Source organism: Methylobacterium aquaticum, from assembly GCF_001043915.1.
In the GTDB taxonomy this organism is placed as follows: Bacteria; Pseudomonadota; Alphaproteobacteria; order Rhizobiales; family Beijerinckiaceae; genus Methylobacterium; species Methylobacterium aquaticum.
Genome location: NZ_LABX01000169.1, coordinates 1 through 21,898, shown reverse-complemented (window position 1 = coordinate 21,898; position 21,898 = coordinate 1). Strand labels below are relative to the sequence as shown.

Here is a 21,898-nt window from a genome sequence, read left to right as displayed (position 1 = left end):
CGTCCTATAACGGACGCTGGGGCAGGGGCCGATCGGGGCCGGCGCCGGCCCCCGGGCTCCCGGCTTGGCGACAGCCGGCTGCGCCGCCCGACGCCGCCCCGATCCGAGCGACCCGTGATCCCTCCCGCCCGATGAAGCTCTCGATCCGCCGCGGAACCCTGCGCGAGCCCGGTCCGGACCTCACCCGGTTGCCGGTGGCGCCGGACCTCACCGGCCTCAACATCGCCGAGGGCCTGCGGGCGGCCGTCGCCTTCGCGAGCATCATCCTGCTCGAAGGCTGGCTGGCCTGGCCGCCGCTCCTCACCATGGCGCTCGCCGCCTTCCTCACCTGCTTCTGCGATGTCGGCGGGCCGATCCGGCCGCGCCTGCGGGCGCTCCTCGCCTTCGCGGGGCTCGGCGGCGTGGTCTGGGGCGCCTTCGGGGTGATGGAGGGCTACGGGCCGGCCCTGGTGCTGCCGGTGGCCGTGGTCGTCATCTTCGGCTGCACCTTCGCGCGGGTCTGGGGCGTGCCGGCCCAGACCGTCGGCAACGTGCTGGTGGTGGTGCTCTGCCTCGCCCTCGACCGGGCCCTGACCCTGCATCAGGGCGTCGTCGTCGCCGGGATGTTCTGGGCCGGCGGGCTCTGGGCCGCCTTCCTGGCCCTGGTCGTGTGGCGGCTCCACCCCTACCGGCCCGCCCATGCGGCGATCGGGGGCGTCTGGCGCGGCCTGTCGCGCCTCGCCCGCGACCTGCGCCGGCTCTCGGCCGAGCCCCAGGGCACCGATCCCGCGGTCTGGGAGGCCCATGCGCGGGGCCACCGCCGGGCGGTGCGCGACGCGATCGAGGCCGCCCGCACCCTGGTCCTGGAACTCGCCCGCAGCCGCGCCCGGCTCTCGGAGCGCAACGCCCGGGCGCTGATCCGGCTCGAAGCGGCCGAGCAGCTGTTCGGGGTGATGATCGCCCTGTCGGATTACCTGGAGCGCGCCACCCCGGCGCAGCGGGCGCAAGCCGCAAGGCTCCTGCGCCTGCTGCCGCCGATGCTGAAGATCCTCAGCAAGGCGATCCGCCGCGACCGGCCGGTGGACCTCGGCCGCATCGAACGGGCGCTCGCCCGGGTGAAGCCCGCCGCCGATGCCGACCCGGCCTATCGCCGGATGGCCGAGCACATCCTCGACCGGGTGCGGATCGGCGCCAAGCTGTCGGGGCCGGAGGACCTGGCCGGAGGCGGCGGGATTGCCGGCGCCCCGGCCCCGCCCTGGCGCGAGACCGTGATGCAGCCGCTGCGCGCCAATCTCACCTGGTCCTCCGCCAACCTGCGCCATGCCGTGCGGGCGAGTGTGGTGGCGCTGCCGGCGCTCGCCGTCACCTTCTGGTGGCCGGGCCCCTTCACCCACTGGCTCACCATCACGGTGGTGCTGACGATGCAGCCCTTCTACGCCGCCACCTGGCAGCGGGCGCTGGAGCGCATCGGCGGCACAGTGCTGGGCGGGGTGATCGGGGCGGTGCTCGCCTTCTACGCGACCTCGCCGCCGGTCCTTGCCGCCATGATCGTGCCGCTCAGCGTCATCGGCTTCGCCGCGAAGGGCGTGAGCTACGGCACCTTCATCGCCTGCCTGACGCCCCTCGTCGTGGTGCTGGTGGAACTCGTCGAACCCGGCCATTCCTCCTGGGAGATCGTCGGGATGCGGGCCCTGTTCACGGTGCTGGGCGGGGCGGTCGCGGTGCTGGCCGGCCTGTTGCTGTGGCCGCTCTGGGAGCCGGGCCGCGTGCGCGATGCGCTTCGCGCCGCCCTCCAGACCCATGCCCGCTACGCCGAGGCGGTGGTGGCCGAGCGCTTAGGGGAAGGCCCGTCCGCCGCCGAAGCCGCGGCCCGGGCGGCAGGGCTCGCCAGCAACAACCTCGAAGCCGCCCTGTCGCGCGCCTTGCAGGAGCCGATGCGCCACGGCCGTTCCCGGATCGAGGCCGCGATGATCGCCGACGCCACCCTGCGCCGGATGGCCGGGCGCCTCGCCATCCTGCGCCACGAGCCCGCGCCGGTGGGCGCCGATGCGGTGGCGTGGCGTGCCTGGCGCGACTGGCTGTCCCGGGCGCTCGCCGCCACGGCGTCGGGCGACGGGCTGCCGCCGAAGCCGGACGGGGCGGATTCGGCGGCTTTCGGGCGCATCGCCGCCCAGGTCGAGCTGCTGGCCGGGACGTTGAAGCGGGCGGGGATTGGCGGGCGCGAGGGGAGGTAGCCCCCGGATCTTGGCCCTCGGAGCGTGTTGGAGCGCCCGCCCGACCGGTCGGGGCCACGGTCCGGCCGCCCCGGCCACCGATCGGGTGGAACGCGGCGAGCACCGCCTCACCGCGGCGGTGGCTCCCACAGCGTTCGGACGGCGGCATAGCCCGCCATCGCCGCGAGGCCGAACCAGGTCAGGGCATAGATCAGGTGGTGGTTGCGGAACGCCACGACGGTGAGCCCGCCGACCGGCCGTCCCGGGCCGTTGCCGGAGGCATCGGCGTCGATGAAGTAGGGCGCCACCGGGCCGAGGCCCTTGGCCGCCGCGATCGCCGCGACGTCGCGGGAATACCAGCGGTCACGGGCCGGATCGTTGCTGCGCAGGAAACCGCCGCCGGGTTCGGGCATCCGCAGCAGGCCCGTCACCGTCACGGTCCCCTCCCGGTCGGCGGCGGGCGCGTGGCCGTCGGCCGGCACGAAGCCGCGATTGACGAGGATCGTGTCGCCGGCCTCGGTGACCAGGGGAACGACGAGCCAGGATCCTGCGCCCTTCTCGGTCACCGCCATGGTGCGGACGGCGCGGTCGGGCAGGAACCGGCCGTTCGCCGTGACGCGGCGATACTCGTCGCCGTCGCGGGAGAGCATGGGCCATGCGGCCCGGCCGGGGGCGGGCACCGGGGCGGCGGCGAGCCGGGCCTCGACGCGGGCGATGAGATCGAGCTTCCAGGCCCGGCGCTCGACCTGCCAGAGTCCGAGGGCGAGGAACAGGGCCGTCGCCAGGAGCGAGAGCCCGATCAGGAGAAGACGCTTGGCCCCCGGGGCGGTCCGGGGCGCGATCGCCCCGGCCGGTGCCGGATGATCGTTGCCCGCCGTCACGGCATGGTGCGCATGTCGCCCGGCGACATCGGCATCATGTTGGCGTTGAGGTGGTACATCACCCAGAGCGAGCCCGAGAGTGCGATCACCACGAGCACGATCGTGAAGATCAGCGCCATCATGGTCCAGCCGCCTTCCGAGCGCGCATTCATGTGCAGGAAGTAGACCATGTGGACCACGATCTGCGCCACCGCGAAGGCCATGATGACCAGCGAGGTGACGCGGGAATCCGAAAAGACCTCGGCCATCACCAGCCAGAACGGGATCGCCGTCAGGATCACCGACAGGACGAAGCCGGTGATGTACTCCTTCCGGCTGCCGTGGCCGGCCTCGTGATGGTCGTGCACGACCTCGACCTGCACGGTCTCGGCGTGACGGCCGTCGGAAACGGGAGCGCGGGCGCTCATTTCAGGGACCCCATCAGGTAGACGAAGGTGAAGACGCCGATCCAGATCACGTCGAGGAAGTGCCAGAACATGCTCAGGCACATCAGCCGGCGGCGATTGGCCGGGATCAGGCCGCGCTGGTGCACCTGCACCATCAGGGTCACGAGCCAGATCAACCCGAAGGTGACGTGCAGGCCGTGCGTCCCCACCAGGGTGAAGAACGAGGACAGGAAGGCGCTGCGCTGGGGCGTGGCGCCCTCGTGGATCAGGTGGGCGAACTCGTAGAGTTCGAGGCCGATGAAGCAGAGGCCGAACGCCCCGGTGATCGCGAGCCACCGTTGCGTCATCCGCTGGTCGCCCTTCTCCATCTCCAGCATGGCAAAGCCATAGGTGATGGAGGAGAACAGCAGCATGGAGGTGTTCACCGCCACGAGCTTGAGATCGAACAGGTCCGCCCCGGACGGGCCCGCCGCGTAATTCCGTCCGAGCACGCCATATGTCGCGAACAGGATCGCGAAGATCAGGCAGTCGCTCATCAGGTAGAGCCAGAACCCGAGCATGGTCCCGCCCTCGGCGTGACCGTGCTCGTCGGCGACATAGAAGCGTAGCTCGGCGTCGTCCGCCGCGACCGGATGTGACTGTGCCATGGCGGATTCCTCAGGCCTTCACGAGGGCCAGCGCGCGGGTGCGCTCGTCCTCGGTCCGCGCGACCTCGTCGGCAGGGATGTAATAGTCGCGGTCGTAGTTGAAGGTGTGGGTGATGGTGGCGGCGATCACGCCGACGAAGGCGATCACCGCGAGCCACCAGATGTGCCACACCATGGCGATGCCGAAGACCGTGGCGATCCCGGAGATGACCACGCCGGCGCCGGTGTTCTTGGGCATGTGGATGGCCTTGTAGCCCTCCAGCGGACGCTTGTAGCCGCGGCTCTTCATGTCCCACCAGGCATCGCCGTCATGCACCATCGGCGTGAAGGCGAAGTTGTAGGCCGGCGGCGGCGAGGCGGTGGCCCATTCGAGGGTGCGGCCGCCCCACGGGTCGCCGGTGACGTCGCGAAGCTGCTCGCGCCGCAGGATGCTGACGGCGAACTGGACCAGCATCGCGACGATGCCACAGGCCACCAGGGCCGCGCCGAAGGCCGCGATGACGAAGAGCGGCTGGTATTCGGTCCCCTGGAAGGTGCTCATCCGCCGGGTCACACCCATCAGGCCGAGGATGTAGAGCGGCGTGAAGGCGACCCAGAAGCCGACGACCCAGCACCAGAACGAGACCTTGCCCCAGAACGGGTCGAGGCGGAAGCCGAACGCCTTCGGCCACCAGTAATAGATGCCGGCGAAGAGGCCGAACAGCACGCCGCCGATGATCACGTTGTGGAAGTGCGCGACCAGGAACAGCGAGTTGTGCAGCACGAAGTCGGCCGGAGGCACGGCGAGCAGCACCCCGGTCATGCCGCCGACGACGAAGGTCAGCATGAAGGCGACGGTCCACATCATCGGCAGATCGAAGCGGATCCGGCCGCGATACATGGTGAACAGCCAGTTGAAGATCTTCGCGCCGGTCGGGATCGAGATGATCATCGTGGTGATGCCGAAGAACGAGTTGACGCTCGCCCCCGACCCCATGGTGAAGAAGTGGTGCAGCCAGACCAGGTAGGACAGGATGGTGATGACCACCGTGGCGTAGACCATCGAGGCGTAGCCGAACAGGCGCTTGCCGCAGAAGGTCGACGTCACCTCGGAGAAGATGCCGAAGGCCGGCAGCACCAGGATGTAGACCTCGGGGTGGCCCCAGATCCAGATCAGGTTCACGTACATCATCGGGTTGCCGCCGAGATCGTTCGTGAAGAAGTTGGTGCCGACGTAGCGGTCGAGGGTGAGCAGCGCCAGCACCGCGCCGAGCACCGGGAACGAGGCGACGATCAGGATGTTGGTGCAGAGCGAGGTCCAGGTGAAAACCGGCATCTTCATCATCGACATGCCGGGCGCCCGCATCTTGACGATGGTGGCGATCAGGTTGACGCCCGACAGCGTCGTGCCGACGCCGGCGATCTGCAACGCCCAAATGTAGTAGTCGACGCCGACGCTCGGCGAGTAGGCGATGTTCGACAAGGGCGGATAGGCGAGCCAGCCGGTGGCGGCGAACTCGCCGATGAACAGCGACATCATCGCCAGCACGACGCCGCCGGTGGTCATCCAGAAGCTGAAGTTGTTCAGGAACGGGAAGGCGACGTCACGGGCGCCGATCTGGAGCGGCACCACGAAGTTCATCAGCCCGGTGACCAGCGGCATCGCCACGAAGAAGATCATGATCACGCCGTGGGCGGTGAAGATCTGGTCGTAGTGATGTGGCGGCAGGAAGCCCTCGGCGCCGCCATGGGCGATCGCCTGCTGCGAGCGCATCAGCACCGCGTCGGCGAAGCCCCGCAGCAGCATGACGATGCCCAGGACCATGTACATGATCCCGATCTTCTTGTGGTCGACGCTGGTGAACCAGTCGCGCCACAGCACACCCCAGAGCTTGTAGCGCGTGATCGCCGCGAGGACGGCGAGGCCGCCCAGGGCCACGACGATGAAGGTGCCCACCACGATCGGCTCGTGGAGCGGCAGGGATTCGAGGGTGAAGCGGCCGAACAGCAGCCGCCACCAATGCGGGTAGGTGTCGATCGGGTTGGGTTCGGAATTCATGGTTCAGCCTGGAATGCGAAGTGTCTGTCGGGGTCCGGGCTCTCGGGGGACATCCGACGGTTGCGGCGCAACGCGGATGTCAGGGGCGCTCGAGTGCCGCGCGGGCTCGTTCAGTTCAGGCGCGGCGTCGCGGCGGCGGACGCCTTCGCGGCGTTGCCGAGGCCGTAGGCGTCGGCGGGGGTGCAGAGCGCGGTGACGAAGGTCGCCTGCTGGGTCGCGCCGGTGCCGCGGCGGACGGCCTTGTCGTAGGTGAGGCTCATGACGGTGTTGATGCCCTCGCGGCCGCCGCCGCCGCGGGCGTCGATCGCCGCCATGTCGTGCATGCACATCTTGGCCCGGTCGACGCACATGTTGAGGATCGCGTCGTAGAGGTCGGTGTCGACGGCCTTGTAGTAGCGCACCGGCTCCTTCTCGCTCGGGCGCTCGAGCTTCAGGTAATCGGCCCGGGTGAGGCCGCCGCCCTCCTGCTTGATCTTGTCGACCCAGGCGCTGAACGCGCCCTCGTCGATGCCCTTGAAGATGAAGCGCATGTGCGAGAACCCGGCGCCGCTGTAATTGGCCGAGAAGCCCTCGTAGTCGCCGGCCTTGTTGATGACGGCGTTGAGGCGGGTCTGCATGCCCGGCATGGCGTAGATCTGGCCGGCGAGCGCCGGGATGAACAGCGAGTTCATCACCGAGGACGAGGTGATGCGGAACTCGATCGGCCGGTCAACCGGGGCGGCGACCTCGTTGAGCGAGGCGATGCCCTGCTCGGGGTAGAGGAAGAGCCATTTCCAGTCGAGGGCGACGACCTGGATCACCAGGGGCTTGCCCGAGACCATCGGGTCGCCCACACTCGACACGATCGGCTTCGAGGCGCTGATGCGCGTCACGGGCCGGTAGGGATCGAGCAGGTGGGTGCCGAGCCAGGTGAGCGCCCCGAGCGCCACGATGATCAAGAGCGGCGCCGACCAGATCACCACTTCGAGCCCGGTCGAGTGATGGAAGTTCGGGTCGTAGACGGCCTTCTTGTTCCCCTCGCGGTAGTGCCAGGCGAAGGCGACGGTGAGCGCCATCACCGGCACGATGATGAGGAGCATCAGCACCGTGGAGGCGATCAGCAGGTTGCGCTGCTGGAGCGCCACGTCGCCCGCGGGCGACAGGAGCACGAGATTGCACCCTCCGGTGAGGAGGATGAGCGGAAGGACGAGGAGGAGGCGCAGATGTCTCACGGGCATCCCGGACGGTCAGCTTACGGCTTCCGTCCTGTACGCTCGCCGGAGTGCCCGCGGGATTGGACGTTTTGTCCAGGCCCCCAAGCGGCTGGTTCTCCTCTAAGGAAGAGCCCGTCGTAGCGTGACGAAGCAGGATTCCGATATGGCCACGATCTCGGCGGACGCTGCCGCCGCCTCCTCCTCCAAGCCGGAACGGGATGCCCGCCTGGCCTCGTCGGAGCCCGGCCACGTCGCCCCCGGCGAGATCGCCCTCGGGGTCATCATCGGCCGCACCTCCGAGTTCTTCGACTTCTTCGTGTTCGGCCTCGCCTGCGTGCTGGTCTTCCCGCGCCTGGTCTTCCCCTGGGCCGAGCCGGTGACCGGGACGCTGTATTCGTTCGGGCTGTTCGCCCTCGCCTTCGTGGCCCGTCCGGTTGGCTCGGTGCTGTTCATGGCGATCGACCGGCGCTACGGCCGGGCCACCAAGCTCACCATCGCGCTGTTCCTGCTCGGCCTCTCGACCTGCCTCATCGCCTTCCTGCCGGGCTACGAGACGATCGGTCACTGGTCGGCGGTGCTGCTCGGCCTGTGCCGGCTCGGCCAGGGACTGGCGCTCGGCGGCGCCTGGGATGGGCTCGCCTCGCTGCTCGCCCTCAACGCGCCGAAGAACCGCCGCGGCTGGTACGCGATGCTGCCGCAGCTCGGCGCGCCGGTCGGCTTCATGCTGGCGAGCGGGCTGTTCGCGTTCTTCGTGCTCCAGCTGTCGGATGCCGACTTCATGGGCTTCGGCTGGCGCTACCCGTTCTTCGTCGCCTTCACGATCAACGTCGTGGCGCTCTTCGCGCGGCTGCGCCTCGTGGCGACGGAGGAGTTCCGCCGCCTGCTCGAGGCCGACGAGCTCGAGCCCGAGCCGGTCGTCGACACGGTGCGGGCCACAGGCCGCAACATCCTGGTCGGCGCCTTCGTGCCGCTGGCCTGCTACGCCCTGTTCCACCTCGTGACCGTGTTCCCGGTCAGCTGGATCAACCTGTTCACCGGCCGCTCGGTCGGCGAGTTCCTGATGGTGCAGTTCGCCGGCGCCGTCATCTGCACGATGACGATCATCATGTCGGGCCTGATCGCCGACCAGATCGGGCGGCGCTCCACCATCGCGCTCGCCGCCGCGCTGATCGGCCTGTTCGCCATCGGCAGCATCATCGCGCCGCTGCTGTTCGGCGACAGCATGCCCGGGCAGACGATCTTCGTGGTGGTTGGCTTCGCGCTGCTCGGCCTCGCCTACGGCCAGAGCTCGGGCGCCATCGCGGAGAACTTTGGGACCAAGTACCGCTATACTGGCTCGGCGCTGACCTCGGACCTCGCCTGGCTCGTCGGCGCCGGCTTCGCGCCCCTCGTCGCGCTCTACGCCTCGAGCCATCTCGGCCTGCCGTGGGTCGGCGTCTATCTCCTGTCCGGCGCGGTCTGCACGCTCGGTGCGCTCGGGCTCAACCGGCGGCTCGGCGTGACGGCCTAAGCCCCGATTCCTCCTCTCCCCGACAGAGTCCCGGGCCTGCCCGGGATCTGTTTGAGGGAGAGGGGGGGAAGGTCCAGCACCATTCCTTTCCTCCGGGCCGCCCTGCATGGGTGGGGAGAGGGACGATGTCAGGCTGCTTCCACCCGGAACCGCGCCGCGTGGCTGCCGATCTCCTCGAAGGCGCCCGGCGCCGCCCCCGCCTCGGCGAGCGCCGCCTGCGCCTCCTCCGGGCTCACGGGGCCGGGCAGCGCCAGGAGCTGGCTCAAGCCCCCGCTGACGCCGGCGCTCGCCACGATCTCCCCTCCCAGCTCGGACACCGCCTCCGCCGCGTCCTCGCGCCAGCGGTCGAACCGGGCGGCGTAGAGCACCCAGTCGCGTTGAGCCGCGTTCGGGTCGTCGAGGGGCTTGGCGATGCAGAAGACCGGGGTGCCGGCCGGGTGGCCGGGCCGCTCGATGAAGGGCAGCCGCGCGATCACCTTGGGGCGGCCCGGCCCGGCGAGCTGGCGCCACCAGGCGCCGGCCGTCACCCCCTGGTCGAGGCGGAACACCCCGAGATCGCCCCGCGAGGCGGCGACGGCCGCGATCACCGCGGCGGCGCTCGGATGCGGCCGGTACGGCACCGTGAAGCCGAAATGGAACCGGGCCGAATCGCGCATCGGCGCGTCGCCGCCCGAGACGTCGGCATGGACCGCGAACGGCGCCTGCACGTAGGTGAAGGTGGCGATGATGACGCGCCAGATCCCCTCCACCGTGTCGAGGGGGAGCAAACCTTTGTGGCGCTCGGCGATCATCCGCATCATCGACGCCTCGCGGCCGGGCCGGAAGGCGGAGCCGGAGGCCGAGGTCTTCTTGACGGCGATCAGCCGGTCGATGATCCGGCCGCGCTCCATCAGGAGGTCGTGCATCGCCGAATCGATGCGGTCGATATCGGCCCGGAGGGCGGCGAGGTCGGCGGGCGGGGTCGACGTCATGGCTTTACGGGGAGAGGCGGCGGGAAGATCCGTCTTACGATCCCGGGCGCCTGCGGGCCAGGGCCCGCATGGCCCGGGCCTCCGGGAGAACATCCTTCCGTCGATTGACGACGCGACAGCGAAGCCCTACCTCTCTCGTCCGTCGAAGCGGAATTTTTGGACGCTTTAACGGCCGGTCCGGTTTGGAGAACGAACCGTCTCCGGTTTTTGCCGCCTTCGCCTCGTCTCAAGCCCGCCACCCGGCGACAGCCCCGTGAGAAGCATGGCCACACCACTCCGGAAGCCCGGCCTCGATCCCGCCTCCCAGGCGGACGAGCCGACGAGCCCCGTCGCCCGGTTCGAGGCCGACGCGCCGCTCATGATGGATGCGGGCGTGGAGCTGGCGCCCTGGCAGATCGCCTACCAGACGGCCGGCACCCTCAACGCGGCGCGCAGCAACGCGGTCCTGGTCTGCCACGCGCTGACCGGCGACCAGCATGTCGCCAACACCCATCCGGTGACCGGCAAGGATGGCTGGTGGGAGCGCCTGGTCGGGCCCGGCAAGCCGGTCGACACCGACCGCTACTTCGTGATCTGCGCCAACGTCGTCGGCTCCTGCATGGGCACGACCGGGCCGGCCTCGCTCAATCCGGCGACCGGCCGGGCCTATGGGCTCGATTTCCCGCTGGTGACGATCCGCGACATGGTGCGCGGCCAGGCGATGCTGCTCGACCGGCTCGGCATCAAGGACCTGTTCTTGTGCATCGGCGGCTCGATGGGCGGGATGCAGGTGCTGCAATGGGCGGCGAGCTACCCCGAGCGGGTCTTTTCCGCGATGCCGATCGCCACGGGGGCGCGCCACTCGGCCCAGAACATCGCCTTCCACGAGGTCGGCCGGCAGGCGATCCTGGCCGATCCGAACTGGCATGGCGGGCGCTATCTCGATGTCGGCACCCGGCCAGCCAAGGGGCTCGGCGTCGCCCGGATGGGCGCCCACATCACCTACCTGTCCGAGCCGGCGCTCCACCGCAAGTTCGGTCGCCGCCTCCAGGACCGGGACGCCCCGACCTTCTCGTTCGACGCCGATTTCCAGATCGAGAGCTACCTGCGCCACCAGGGCATCACCTTCGTCGAGCGGTTCGATGCCAACGCCTACCTGTATCTCACCCGGGCGATGGATTACTTCGACCTCGCCGCCGACCATGACGGCGTCCTCGCCAACGCCTTCCGGGGCACCAAGACCCGGTTCTGCATCATCTCCTTCACCTCCGACTGGCTGTTTCCGACCGCCGATTCGCGGGCGATCGTCCACGCGCTCAACGCCGCGGCGGCGCCGGTCGCCTTCGTCGAGGTCGAGAGCGACAAGGGCCACGACGCCTTCCTGCTCGACGAGCCGGCGATGATCTCGGCGGCCAAGGGCTTCATCGCGGCGGCGGCCCGGGAGCGCGGCCTGTGAGCAGCGTCACCGCCTCCCTCGCCCCGGCGATCCTGCCCCAGGACGCCACCGGCTCCTCGCGCATCGACCATCTGGTGATGCTCAACCTCGTCGAGCCCGGGTCGCGGGTCCTCGACGTCGGCTGCGGCGACGGCTCGCTGCTGGCGCTCCTGCGCGATCGGCGCGGTGTCGACGGCCGCGGCATCGAGCTGTCGCGCGAAGGCGTCAATGCCTGCCTCGCCCACGGCCTGCCGGTGATCCAGGGCGATGCCGACACCGACCTCGCCGCCTACCCGGACGACGCCTTCGACTACGTGATCCTGTCGCAGACGATCCAGGCGACGCGCCAGCCCCGGCAAGTGCTGGAGCATCTCCTGCGCATCGGCCGGCGGGCGATCGTCTCGTTCCCGAATTTCGGCCATTGGCGGGTGCGCAGCGAGCTGCTGCTGCGCGGCCGGATGCCGATGACCGACATCCTGCCGGATCCCTGGTACGAGACCCCCAACATCCATCACTGCACGATCCGCGACTTCGTCGGCCTGTGCCGGCTCGTCGGTGCCCAGATCGAGCGGGCCTCGGCCCTCGACGCCTCGGGCCACCCGATGCGCTTCGCCCTGCCGTGGTGGGTGTGGAACCTGGTCGGCACCCAGGGGGTGTTCCTGCTGCGGCGGGGGTGAGGGGCGCCCCTCGCGTGTGGCGCCGACGGGAGGTCTCTCCCGTCGGCCCCGATCGTGTCCGGCATCAGGCAGGCGTATGGGCCGCCCGATGCTCGCAAGGCGGCTCGCTCATCGCGAGGGCGGTCCGCGTCGCGCACGCGGCACCGGCGCCCGATCGTGGGGAGATGCGCGTCCCGGATGCCCTGCTTATCCCAACGGCTCAGGATGCTGACGCATCGGGCCGTTGACCTGTCTCTCGGTTTCGACATCAAGCCAAGGGCTTGGCAACAATGAGAAAACGGAACCGAGAGTGGTTTCCAACGACCGTTGGTCTTCTGTCACGGAAGGCGATGACGCGGGGCTTCGTCCGGAGGGCCCGGAGCGGTGGCCGCCGCTCCCCTCAATACGCCACCCGCTTCTCCACGTAGCGGAACTGGATCGCGGTCAGCCCGATCACGATCGCCATCAGCACCACCGACTGCGCGGCCGAGCCGCCGAGATCGGCGCCGATGCGGCCGTCCTGGTAGACCTTGTAGACCAGGGTCTGCGTCGCTCGGCCCGGGCCGCCATGGGTGAGCACGTCGATGACGCCGAACGTCTCGCAGAAGGCATAGACGACGTTGACCACCATCAGGAAGAACGTGGTCGGCGAGAGCAGCGGGAAGACGATGGTCCAGAATCGCCGCGCCGGGCCGGCCCCGTCGATCGCCGCCGCCTCGATCACGCTTCGCGGGATCGCCTGGAGACCGGCGAGGAAGAACAGGAAGTTGTAGGAGATCTGCTTCCAGGCCGCCGCCATCACCACCAGGATCATGGCGTGGTTCCCGTCGAGCAGCGGGTTCCACGGGATGCCGATCTGGGTGAGCCCCCGGGCGATCAGCCCGAGGCCGGGCTGGAACAGGAAGCCGAACAGCACGCCCGCCACCGCCGGCGCCACCGCGTAGGGCCAGATCAGCAGGGTCCGGTAGATCCCCGCCCCCCGGATCTCCCGGTCGGCCATCGTGGCCAGCAGCAGTGCGATGCCGAGGGAGAGCCCCGCCACCGCCGCGGCGAAGACCAGCGTGGTGACGAGGGCCTGATAATAGCCCGGATCCGTGAACAGGGCCCGGTAATTCTCGAACCAGACGAACTCCGTCGAGAGCCCGAACGCGTCCTGCATCTGGAACGACTGCCAGACCGCCTGAACCGCCGGCCAGTAGAAGAACAGGCCGACGATCAGGAGTTGCGGCGCGATCAGCGCCGCCGGCAGCAGCCGGCCTCCGAAGGTGACGCGCTCGGGACCCATGCGATCAGCGTCCGCCGGCCTGCTTCTCGAACTGGCGCAGCATCGCGTTGCCGCGGGTCGCCGCCTCGTCGAGGGCCTGCTTCGCGGTCTTCTTGCCGGCCAGGGTCGCCTCGATCTCCTCGGCCCACATGTCGCGCATCTGCGGCAGGTTGCCGAGGCGCAGGCCTCGGGAATTCTCGGTCGGCGGCTTGTTGGTCAGCTCCTTGATCGGCACTTCGAGCGCCGGGTTCTTCTCGTAGAAGCCGTCCGCCTTGGACTTCTCGTAGGCCGCCTTGGTGATCGGCATGTAGCCGGTGGTCTGGTGCAGCTTCGCCTGCCGGTCGGTGTCCGACAGGAAGGTGAAGAACTTCGCCACGCCCTTGTACTCGTCGGGCTTCTTGCCGCCCATCACCCACAGGGAGGCGCCGCCGATGATGCTGTTCTGCGGCGCGCCCGGAACGTCGGGATAATAGGGCATCGGCGCCGAGGTCCAGGCGAACTTCGCCGCGCCCTTGACGTTGCCGTAGGAGCCGGACGAGCCGAACATGATCGGGCACTCGCCGGCGGTGAAGCGGCCGAAGCCGCTGTCGTAGCGGCCGGAATAGTCGAAGGACTTGTCCTTCTGCGCCTCGGCGAGGTTGCCGAGGTGCTTCACCTGCACCGGTCCGTTGATCTCCAGCGTCGTGTCGAGCCCGTCCATGCCGTTGGCCTTGGTGGCCACCGGCACGTTGTGCCAGGCCGAGAGCTGCTCGATGTTGAGCCAGGTGACCCAGGTGGTCGAGAAGCCGCAATTCGGGAAGCCGTTCTGGGTCAGCTTCTTGGCCGCGGCGAACAGCTCCGGCCAAGTCTTCGGCGGCTCGGTGACGCCGATCGCCTTCAGCGCGTCGGTGTTGACCCACATCACCATCGACGACGAGTTGAACGGGAACGAGAGCATCTCGCCCTTGGTCGTCGAGTAGTAGCCGGTGATGGCCGGCAGGTAGGCTTGCGGGTCGAACGGCTCGCCCGCGTCCTTCATCAGCTGGTAGACGGGCTTCACCGCGCCCTTGGCCGCCATCATCGTGGCGGTGCCGACCTCGAACACCTGCATGATGTGCGGCGCGGTGCCGGCCCGGAAGGCGGCGATGCCGGCATTCAGCGTCTCGCCGTAATTGCCCTTGTAGGTGGGCACCACCTTGTAGTCGCTCTGCGAGGCGTTGAACTCGTCGGCGAGGCGGTTGACCGCGTCGTTGTTGGCGCCCGTCATCGCGTGCCACCATTGCAGCTCGGTCACGGCGAGCGCCGGGGTCGCGGCTGCGAAGGTCGCCGATGCCAGGCCGAGGCCGGCGAGCGCGATGCGGATGGTCGTCGTGGGGGCCATCGGGTGTCGTCTCCTCGTGTGCGGCTTCTCATGCGGGGCCGGCGTGACACTCCGACGACAGGATCCGGGGTCACGCGGTCCGCACCGTCTCGGGCGGCCGGCAGCGTGTTAATCGCTGGCTAAGCACGACCGTGACGGGCAGACAAGGGAGGTTGCGAGCATCGCTTCGACATCACGGACGGGGTTGTAACCCTCCCGGTCATCCCGGGCTCCGGTTCGCGGCCCCGGGATGACCGGGAGGCTGGCAGGACAGCCATCGTCGAAGACTACGGCCGCTTCCTGTCGCGCAGGGCCTGGATCGTCGTCGTCGGGGTGATCGCCTCGGGGTCGATCGGGCAGTGCAGGATCGCCGGCAGGCCCGAGCCAAGCGCCCGCGCCAGGGCCGCCGGGAAATCCTCGGTGCGCTCGACCCGCTCGCCATAGCCGCCGAAGGCGGTGGCATAGGCGGCGAAATCGGGGTTCTTGAGCGCGGTGCCGGAGACGCGGCCGGGATATTCGCGCTCCTGGTGCATCCGGATCGTGCCGTACATCCCGTTATCGACCAGGATGACGAGGATGGGCAGATCGTACTGGACGGCGGTGGCGAAGTCCTGGCCGTTCATCAGGAAGTCGCCGTCGCCCGACACCACCACCACGGTGCGGTCGGGCAGCAGGCGCTTGGCGCCGACGGCCGCCGGCACGCCGTAGCCCATCGAGCCCGAGGTCGGGGCAAGCTGGCCGTCATGGGCCCGGAACGGCCAGAAGCGGTGGACCCAGGTGGCGAAGTTGCCCGCCCCGTTGCACAGGATCGCATCCGCCGGCAGCACCTCGCGCAGATGGGCCATCACGCCGCCCATCTGGAGGGCGCCCGGCGTGGTGATCCGGGTGGGATCGCTCCAGGCGAGATACTCGGCGTGCAGGTCGTCCGTGCCGGCGGCCCAGGGCAGGGCGCGGGGCGGCTGCACCGTCTCGATCGCCGCCGCGAAGGCGGTCGGGCTCGCATTGATGGCGAGCGCCGGGCTGTAGACGCGGCCGAGTTCCTCGGGATCGGGATGGATGTGGACGAGGCGCTGGCGCGGGCCGGGGATGTCCAGCAAGGTGTAGCCCTGGGACGGAATCTCCGACAGCCGACCGCCGACGACGAGGAGCAGATCCGAGTCCTTGATCCGGGCGAGCAGGGTCGGGTTGACGCCGAGGCCGAGATCGCCGGCATAGCAGCGGTGATCGGCCGGGAAATGGCCCTGGCGCCGGAACGAGCAGGCGACGGGCAGCGAGAACAGATCGGCAAAGCGCGCGAAGCGCCGCACCGCCTCCGCCGACCAGCGGCTGCCGCCGAGGATCGCGAAGGGTTTGTCCGCCTGCGCCAGCATGGTTTGCAGCGCGACCATCTGCGACAGGGCCGGATGGGTCTCGACCGGCCGGAAGGCGGGGGCGTCCGCCACCGTGGCGGTCTCGGTCAGCATGTCCTCGGGCAGGGCGATCACCACCGGGCCGGGCCGGCCGGCGGTGGCGACGTGGAAGGCGCGGGCGATCAGCTCGGGGAGACGGTCGGCGCTGTCGATCTCCGTGACCCATTTGGCGATGGTGCCGAACACCGCCCGGTAATCGAGTTCCTGGAACGCCTCGCGCTCCCGCGCCGCCCGCTCGATCTGGCCGACGAACAGGATCATCGGGGTCGAATCCTGCCGGGCGATGTGCAGGCCGGGCGCGGCGTTGGTGGCGCCGGGCCCGCGGGTGACAAAGCAGATGCCGGGCCGGCCCGTCAGCTTGCCGTGCGCCTCCGCCATCATGGCGGCCCCGCCCTCCTGCCGGCAGACGGTGAGGCGGATCTCGGCGTCATGCAGCGCGTCGAGCACCGCGAGATAGCTCTCGCCGGGCACGCAGAAGATGTCGCCGACGCCGTGGCGGGCGAGCTGGTCCACCAGGATCTGCCCGCCGGTGCGGGGGCGGGGGGCGTCGGTCATGGGCGTGTCCTTCCTCTGCATCGATCGCGGTGCGTCACCCACCCCAGGCCGGATCCGCCAGCACGCTCTGCGTGTGATCCCCCACCTGCGGCGAGGCGGTCGTGGCGGCCATCGGCACCCCGTCGATGACGATCGGCGAGCGCACGCTCGGGATCGTGCCGCCCTTGGCCCGCGGGTCGGGCAGGTCGAGGCGCATCCCGCGATGGACCACCTGGGGGTCGGAAAACACCTCGGCGAGGTCGTTGATCGGCCCGACCGGCACGTTGACGGCGCCGAGCCGCGCCAGCAGGTCCGCCTTGGCGTGGCGGCTGGTTTCGGCCGCGATGAGCGGGATCAACACGTCGCGGTGCGTCACCCGGCCCGGATTGGTCGCATAGTCCGGGTCGCGGTGCCAGGTGGTGCCGAGCACGCCGCAAAGCTTCTGGAACTGCCCGTCATTGCCGCAGGCGACGATGATGTGGCCGTCCGCGGCCGGGAAGACCTGGTAGGGCACGATGCTGGTATGCTCGTTGCCCATGCGCGGCGGCAGCAGGCCCGAGACGAGGTAGACCAGAGCCTGGTTGCCGAGCACCGAGACCTGCGTGTCGAGGAGCGCCATGTCGATGTGGCAGCCCTGGCCCGTGGCGTGCCGGCCCTGGAGGGCGGCGAGGATCGCCACCGTGCCGTAGACCCCGGTGAACACATCCGCGAAGGCGACCGCGGTCTTGACCGGCTCGCCCTCCGGCTCGCCGGTGAGCGACATGATCCCGCCGAGGCCCTGGATCATGAAGTCGTAGCCGGCGCGCGGCGCGTAGGGCCCGTCCTGGCCGAAGCCGGTGACCGAGCAGGTGATCAGCCGCGGGTTGAGGGCGCTGAGAGACTCGTGGTCGAGCCCGTACTTCTTGAGGCCGCCGACCTTGAAGTTCTCGATCACCACGTCGGCATGGGCGGCGAGCTTGCGCACCACGGCCTGGCCCTCGGCGGTCTCGAAATCGGCCGCGACCGAGCGCTTGCCGCGGTTCGTCGAGTGGAAATACGAGGCCGAGAGCCGCTCGCCCTCCGCGCCCTCGACGAAGGGCGGGCCCCAGCTGCGGGTGTCGTCGCCGACGACCGGCCGCTCGACCTTGACCACGTCGGCGCCGAGATCCGCCAGGAGCTGGCCGATCCAGGGACCGGCCAGGATGCGGGCGAGTTCGAGCACCTTGATGCCGGCGAGGGGTTTGTGCACGGAAAGAACGCCTCCCAACGACGCGCGCCTCCCGTTTGCGGGATGGCGCCGGGATCCCCTGCGCGGGATCCGCTCCGCCTGTGCATACGATGCGGCTTGGCCGTCGGGAAAGCCCGCCCGCTTCCGGTCAGCCCTGCGCCAGCCGCCGCCCGGTGGCGGGGTCGAACAGGTGGAGCGCGGTCCCGTCGATCGCCAGGCGTACCGTGTCGCCCTCCTGCGCGGTGGAGCCGGCGGGCACCTGCACCGCCACGTCGGTGCCGGCAAGCGGCCCATGCAGCAGGCGGGTGGCGCCAAGTTCCTCCACGAAGGCGATGCGGAAGGGCAGGCCGTCCTCGGCGATCCGCAGGTCCTCCGGCCGGATGCCGGCCTCGACGGCGGTACCGGCGGTCATGCCGGCCACCGGGATCACCGTCCCGTCGATCCGCACCCCGCCCGCCACCGCCTCGGCGCCCAAGATGTTCATCGGCGGCGAGCCCATGAAGGTCGCGACGTAGCGGGTCGCCGGGCGGCGGTAGATCTCGATCGGGGTGCCGACCTGCTCGATCTCTCCGCCATTCATCACCACCAGCCGGTCGGCCATCGTCATCGCCTCGACCTGGTCGTGGGTGACGTAGACCGTGGTGACGCCGAGCTGGCGCTGGAGGCGGCGGATCTCGACCCGCATCTGCACCCGGAGCTTGGCGTCGAGGTTCGACAGCGGCTCGTCGAACAGGAAGACCTGGGGTTTCCGCACGATCGCCCGCCCCATGGCGACGCGCTGGCGCTGGCCGCCGGAGAGCTGGCGCGGATAGCGCGTCAGCATCGCCTCGAGGCCGAGGAGCCGCGCCGCCTCCGTCACCCGGGTCTCGATCTCGGCCTTCGGCGTGCCGCGGTTGCGCAACCCGTAGGCGAGGTTGTCGTAGACGCGCATATGCGGGTAGAGCGCGTAGTTCTGGAACACCATGGCGATGTCGCGCTCGGCCGGCTCGACGTCGTTGACGACCCGCCCCCCGATGGTGATCGCCCCCGCGGTCACGGTCTCCAGCCCGGCGATCATCCGCAGGACGGTGGACTTGCCGCAGCCGGAGGGGCCGACGAGGACGCAGAAGGCGCCGTCCGGCACGTCGAGCGAGACGCCGCGCACCGCGTCGACGCCACCCGAATAGGTCTTGCGCAGGGTGTCGAGGGTGAGGCCGGCCATCAGAAGCACCCGGATTGTGGGAGGACGGTCACTTCTCGGTCTCCACGAGGCCGCGGACGAACAGCTTCTGCATCGCGAACACCACCCCGACCGGCGGCAGCATCGCCAGCACGGCGGTCGCCATGACGATCTGCCACTCGGTGAGCTGGTCGGTGATCGAGGTCATCTTGCGCAGGCCGATCACCACCGTCTGCATGTCGTCGCGGGTGGTGACCAGCAGCGGCCAGAGATACTGGTTCCAGCCATACAGGAACTGGATCACGAACAGGGCCGCCATGGTGGTGCGCGACAGCGGCAGCAGGGTGTCGAGGAAGAACCGCACCGGGCCGGCTCCGTCGATGCGCGACGCCTCGACCAGCTCGTTCGGCACCGTGAGGAAGAACTGGCGAAACAGCAGCGTCGCCGTCGCCGAGGCGATCAGCGGCAGGGCGAGGCCCGCATAGGTGTCGAGGAGCTGGAGGTCGGCCGCGACCTTGTAGGTCGGGTAGATCCGCACCTCGACCGGCAGCATCAGGGTGATGAAGATCGCCCAGAAGGCGGTTTGCCGGAACGGGAACTTGAAGTAGATCAGCGCATAGGCCGAGAGCAGCGAGATCGAGATCTTGCCCAGCGCGATGGCGAGCGCCATGATCGTGCTGTTGATCAGCATCAGCCCGACCGGTGCACCGGCCATGCCGGATTCGGTCAGCGCGCGCCGGTAGGTCTCGAGCCCGTGGCTCCCCGGCCAGAGCGGCATCTGGCCGTTGGCGATGGTGGCGGCGTCGTGGGTCGAGCCGATCAGCGCCAGGTAGACCGGGAAGACCACGATGCCGACCCCGAGGCAGAGCACGAGGTGCGGGATCAGGTTTCCGAATCGGCGGTTCTCGACCAACGGGGCCGCTCCCTGGCGGATGGGGTCTTCGTCTCGGTGCCGCACCCGCGTGACGGGCGTGCGACGCTCCCTCTCATCGCTCAAGCTATGACGGAAGCGCCGCCCGCCCGGAGCCTTTACAGGCCCGCCTGCTCGGCCAGCGCCTTCAGGTCCGCCTGCGGCCGGGCACCGAGATGCGAGATCACCTCCGCCGCCGCCACGGCGCCGAGGCGGGCGCAATCGGCATGGTCGAGGCCGCGGGCGAGACCGGCGAGGAAGCCCGCAGCGAACAGGTCGCCGGCGCCGGTCGTGTCGACCACCTCGCGCACCGGCGAAGCCGGCACGGACTTGGTGTCGTTCCCCGAGACCACCAGCGCGCCCTCCTCGGAGCGGGTGACGATTCCGAGCAGGCCCGTCTCCTGGCGGAGCGCCGCCAGCGCCGTGTCGGCGTCGGCGGTCTGGTACAGGCTCTTCAACTCGTGGATATTGGCGAACAGGATGTCGAGACTGCCGTCACGGATGAGGCCGAGGAACTCGTCGCGGTAGCGGTCGACGCAGAAGGCGTCCGACAGGGTGAGCGCCACCATGTTGCCGGCGCCGTGCGCGATCTGGGCCGCCTTGCGGAACGCCTCCTTGGCGGCCGGCGGGTCCCACAGGTAGCCTTCGAGGTAGACGTGGCGGGCGCTCCTCACGGTCTCCTCGTCGACGTCCGAGGCGGAGAGGCCCTGGCAGGCGCCGAGATAGGTGTTCATCGTGCGCTCGCCGTCCGGCGTCACCAGCACGAAGCAGCGGGCCGTCGCCGGGCCCTCCGTGGCCGGGGCGACGCCGAAGCGCACGCCGGTGGCGTTGAGGTCGTGGGAAAAGAGGCGCCCGAGTTCGTCGTCGCGCACCTTGCCGATGAAGCCCGCCCGTGCGCCGAGCGACGCGGCGCCCACCGCCGTGTTGGCGCCCGAGCCGCCCGAGATGATCGTGGCCGCACCCATCACCTGGAACAGGTGCTCGGCCCGCGCCTCGTCGATGAGCTGCATGGCCCCCTTGTGCACGCCCTCGCGCACCAGGAAGGCTTCGTCGGTGCGGGCCATCACGTCGACGATGGCGTTGCCGAGGACGAGGAGGTCGAGGGAGGCGGTCATGCAGGGGCTCGCGCGGGAAGAGCGGAAAGAGAGACTGGCGCGCCTGTCGCATTCGCCGCCGGGAGGGTCAAGCGCGCGCTCACGGCTCCTCGAACAGGGACGCGACCGGGACTTCGAGGCCCGGCGGGTCGAGCGTCAGCGTGCCGTCCTGGAGGAATATGGTCTCGATGTCGCCGCCGGTGCGGCGGTGATGGACGACCATGCGCCGGTCCGGGTCGACCATTAGGTAATGGTGGATGCTCGGGACCTGGAAGTAGCCGATGAGCTTCTCGCTCGCGTCGATCCGGCGGGTGCTGGGAGACAGGACTTCGACGACGATGATCGGGTTGGGGACCTCGACCGAATCCGGGTCGAGGCGCGGTCCGCAATAGACCAGCGCGTCAGGCTCATACGCGGTGCGGGCATCGATCCGAACCGTCATGCCGTCCGGCATGGCCCGACACGACGAGGGGGTCATCCGGGTGCTGCGCCGCAGCGTGACATAGACGGCTGCCTTGATCTCCGCGTGCAGGACGCGCTCCGGTGTCATCGCATACACCTCACCCTGCACGAGTTCATAGCGTCCCGGATTCGTTTCGCTCCAGGCCAGATACTCGTCCACGCTCATGCGCGTCCGCGGAAGCGACTTCATCGCGTCGACCCTGTCGATGGCAGTCCTTGCGCCGGCACCGTAGCACGCAGGTCAGCGCGCGCCGAAGAGGTCGTCCACCGCCAGCGTGATCCCGGGCGGGTCGAGGGACAGGATTCCGTCCGTGACGATCCGGGTCTCGATCGCCGCGTCGGTCCGGCGGTGATGGATCAGGCAGGGCCGCCGGGGATCGACCAGCAGATAATGCACGACGCTGGGGAGCAGGAAGTACCCGGCGAGCTTCGCGCCGGCATCGACCGATCGGGTTCCCGGCGACAGCACCTCGACCACGATCACCGGGGGCGGTGCCTCGATCGCGTCGGGATCCATCCGGGGGCCGCAATAGACCAGCGCATCCGGTTCGTAGGCGGTGTGGGCGTCGATCCGCACCGTGATGCCGTCCGGCAGCATCTCGCAGGACGAACCCAGCGCCCGCAGGCCGCGA

At 69.7% G+C, this 21,898-nt stretch carries 19 protein-coding genes; 4 read left to right on the top strand and 15 right to left on the bottom strand.

Annotated elements, in window-relative coordinates; genetic code table 11:
- Nucleotides 1-131: 131 nt before the first annotated feature.
- A complete protein-coding gene (locus VP06_RS21255; RefSeq protein ID WP_048465782.1) occupies nt 132-2,213 on the top strand; it encodes an FUSC family protein in 2,082 nt (693 codons plus the stop codon).
- Between the two features lie 107 nt (nt 2,214-2,320).
- Here the strand turns inward: VP06_RS21255 and VP06_RS21250 are convergent, their stop codons facing one another.
- From VP06_RS21250 to cyoA, 5 genes are all read right to left on the bottom strand, one after another.
- Nucleotides 2,321-3,073, bottom strand: a complete 753-nt coding sequence (locus VP06_RS21250) for an SURF1 family protein (protein WP_425350935.1) — start codon at nt 3,071-3,073, stop codon at nt 2,321-2,323.
- Nucleotides 3,070-3,480 carry a cytochrome o ubiquinol oxidase subunit IV gene (gene cyoD / locus VP06_RS21245; protein WP_048465781.1) on the bottom strand — a complete coding sequence of 137 codons (411 nt, stop codon included), beginning with the start codon at nt 3,478-3,480 and terminating at the stop codon, nt 3,070-3,072. Before cyoD ends, VP06_RS21250 begins: the two co-directional genes overlap by 4 nt.
- Nucleotides 3,477-4,106: a cytochrome o ubiquinol oxidase subunit III gene (gene cyoC, locus VP06_RS21240; RefSeq protein WP_048465780.1), complete on the bottom strand. Its 630-nt coding sequence runs from the start codon at nt 4,104-4,106 to the stop codon at nt 3,477-3,479. The genes cyoD and cyoC overlap by 4 nt, the downstream gene beginning before the upstream one ends.
- A gap of 10 nt (nt 4,107-4,116) precedes the next feature.
- A complete protein-coding gene (gene cyoB, locus VP06_RS21235) occupies nt 4,117-6,144 on the bottom strand; it encodes a cytochrome o ubiquinol oxidase subunit I (protein ID WP_048465779.1) in 2,028 nt (675 codons plus the stop codon).
- Nucleotides 6,145-6,254: 110 nt separating this feature from the next.
- Entirely contained in the window at nt 6,255-7,355 is a 1,101-nt protein-coding gene (gene cyoA, locus VP06_RS21230) for a ubiquinol oxidase subunit II (protein WP_156295700.1), read from the bottom strand.
- A gap of 145 nt (nt 7,356-7,500) precedes the next feature.
- Here cyoA and VP06_RS21225 point away from each other — a divergent pair, with 145 nt between their 5' ends.
- Nucleotides 7,501-8,847 (top strand): MFS transporter, encoded by a 1,347-nt coding sequence (locus tag VP06_RS21225; RefSeq protein ID WP_048465777.1) that lies wholly within the window; start codon nt 7,501-7,503, stop codon nt 8,845-8,847.
- A gap of 128 nt (nt 8,848-8,975) precedes the next feature.
- Here VP06_RS21225 and VP06_RS21220 read toward each other — a convergent pair whose 3' ends face one another.
- Nucleotides 8,976-9,818 (bottom strand): chorismate mutase, encoded by an 843-nt coding sequence (locus tag VP06_RS21220; RefSeq protein WP_048465776.1) that lies wholly within the window; start codon nt 9,816-9,818, stop codon nt 8,976-8,978.
- A gap of 262 nt (nt 9,819-10,080) precedes the next feature.
- Between VP06_RS21220 and metX the strand changes: the two genes are divergently transcribed.
- The gene (metX, locus tag VP06_RS21215) at nt 10,081-11,253 is read left to right on the top strand and encodes a homoserine O-acetyltransferase MetX (protein WP_048465775.1); all 1,173 of its coding nucleotides are present in this window, start codon (nt 10,081-10,083) and stop codon (nt 11,251-11,253) included.
- On the top strand, nt 11,250-11,909 hold the full coding sequence (metW, locus tag VP06_RS21210) for a methionine biosynthesis protein MetW (protein WP_048465774.1): 660 nt from the start codon (nt 11,250-11,252) through the stop codon (nt 11,907-11,909). Before metX ends, metW begins: the two co-directional genes overlap by 4 nt.
- A gap of 379 nt (nt 11,910-12,288) precedes the next feature.
- On the opposite strand, the gene ugpA is transcribed toward metW, so the two are convergent.
- The 9 genes from ugpA to VP06_RS21165 all read right to left on the bottom strand — a co-directional run.
- On the bottom strand, nt 12,289-13,173 hold the full coding sequence (gene ugpA / locus VP06_RS21205; RefSeq protein ID WP_048465773.1) for a sn-glycerol-3-phosphate ABC transporter permease UgpA: 885 nt from the start codon (nt 13,171-13,173) through the stop codon (nt 12,289-12,291).
- A 4-nt stretch (nt 13,174-13,177) separates the two neighbouring features.
- Nucleotides 13,178-14,512, bottom strand: a complete 1,335-nt coding sequence (gene ugpB / locus VP06_RS21200) for a sn-glycerol-3-phosphate ABC transporter substrate-binding protein UgpB (protein ID WP_048465772.1) — start codon at nt 14,510-14,512, stop codon at nt 13,178-13,180.
- 266 nt (nt 14,513-14,778) lie between these two features.
- Nucleotides 14,779-16,455, bottom strand: coding sequence for a thiamine pyrophosphate-binding protein (locus VP06_RS21195; protein ID WP_048465771.1), 1,677 nt, complete (start codon nt 16,453-16,455; stop codon nt 14,779-14,781).
- Between the two features lie 34 nt (nt 16,456-16,489).
- The gene (locus tag VP06_RS21190; RefSeq protein WP_048465770.1) at nt 16,490-17,662 is read right to left on the bottom strand and encodes a CaiB/BaiF CoA transferase family protein; all 1,173 of its coding nucleotides are present in this window, start codon (nt 17,660-17,662) and stop codon (nt 16,490-16,492) included.
- Between the two features lie 127 nt (nt 17,663-17,789).
- Nucleotides 17,790-18,842, bottom strand: a complete 1,053-nt coding sequence (locus VP06_RS21185; protein ID WP_048465769.1) for an ABC transporter ATP-binding protein — start codon at nt 18,840-18,842, stop codon at nt 17,790-17,792.
- Between the two features lie 28 nt (nt 18,843-18,870).
- Nucleotides 18,871-19,713: a sn-glycerol-3-phosphate ABC transporter permease UgpE gene (gene ugpE / locus VP06_RS21180; protein WP_048465768.1), complete on the bottom strand. Its 843-nt coding sequence runs from the start codon at nt 19,711-19,713 to the stop codon at nt 18,871-18,873.
- A gap of 116 nt (nt 19,714-19,829) precedes the next feature.
- Nucleotides 19,830-20,825 carry an adenosine kinase gene (locus tag VP06_RS21175; RefSeq protein WP_048465767.1) on the bottom strand — a complete coding sequence of 332 codons (996 nt, stop codon included), beginning with the start codon at nt 20,823-20,825 and terminating at the stop codon, nt 19,830-19,832.
- Nucleotides 20,826-20,904: 79 nt separating this feature from the next.
- Complete coding sequence (locus tag VP06_RS21170; protein WP_082167535.1) at nt 20,905-21,432, bottom strand: Uma2 family endonuclease; 528 nt, start codon at nt 21,430-21,432, stop codon at nt 20,905-20,907.
- A gap of 75 nt (nt 21,433-21,507) precedes the next feature.
- Nucleotides 21,508-21,898 (bottom strand): Uma2 family endonuclease (locus VP06_RS21165; protein WP_048465765.1); only part of this gene is annotated, 391 nt, incomplete at its 5' end.

Bases quoted from the DNA above. Each gene is read 5' to 3' on its own strand.
- VP06_RS21255 (WP_048465782.1), top strand. From the start codon at position 132: ATGAAGCTCTCGATCCGCCGCGGAACCCTGCGCGAGCCCGGTCCGGAC.
- cyoD (WP_048465781.1), bottom strand. From the start codon at position 3,480: ATGAGCGCCCGCGCTCCCGTTTCCGACGGCCGTCACGCCGAGACCGTG.
- cyoC (WP_048465780.1), bottom strand. From the start codon at position 4,106: ATGGCACAGTCACATCCGGTCGCGGCGGACGACGCCGAGCTACGCTTC.
- cyoB (WP_048465779.1), bottom strand. From the start codon at position 6,144: ATGAATTCCGAACCCAACCCGATCGACACCTACCCGCATTGGTGGCGG.
- VP06_RS21225 (WP_048465777.1), top strand. From the start codon at position 7,501: ATGGCCACGATCTCGGCGGACGCTGCCGCCGCCTCCTCCTCCAAGCCG.
- VP06_RS21220 (WP_048465776.1), bottom strand. From the start codon at position 9,818: ATGACGTCGACCCCGCCCGCCGACCTCGCCGCCCTCCGGGCCGATATC.
- metX (WP_048465775.1), top strand. From the start codon at position 10,081: ATGGCCACACCACTCCGGAAGCCCGGCCTCGATCCCGCCTCCCAGGCG.
- ugpA (WP_048465773.1), bottom strand. From the start codon at position 13,173: ATGGGTCCCGAGCGCGTCACCTTCGGAGGCCGGCTGCTGCCGGCGGCG.
- ugpB (WP_048465772.1), bottom strand. From the start codon at position 14,512: ATGGCCCCCACGACGACCATCCGCATCGCGCTCGCCGGCCTCGGCCTG.
- VP06_RS21195 (WP_048465771.1), bottom strand. From the start codon at position 16,455: ATGACCGACGCCCCCCGCCCCCGCACCGGCGGGCAGATCCTGGTGGAC.
- VP06_RS21185 (WP_048465769.1), bottom strand. From the start codon at position 18,842: ATGGCCGGCCTCACCCTCGACACCCTGCGCAAGACCTATTCGGGTGGC.
- VP06_RS21175 (WP_048465767.1), bottom strand. From the start codon at position 20,825: ATGACCGCCTCCCTCGACCTCCTCGTCCTCGGCAACGCCATCGTCGAC.
- VP06_RS21170 (WP_082167535.1), bottom strand. From the start codon at position 21,432: ATGAGCGTGGACGAGTATCTGGCCTGGAGCGAAACGAATCCGGGACGC.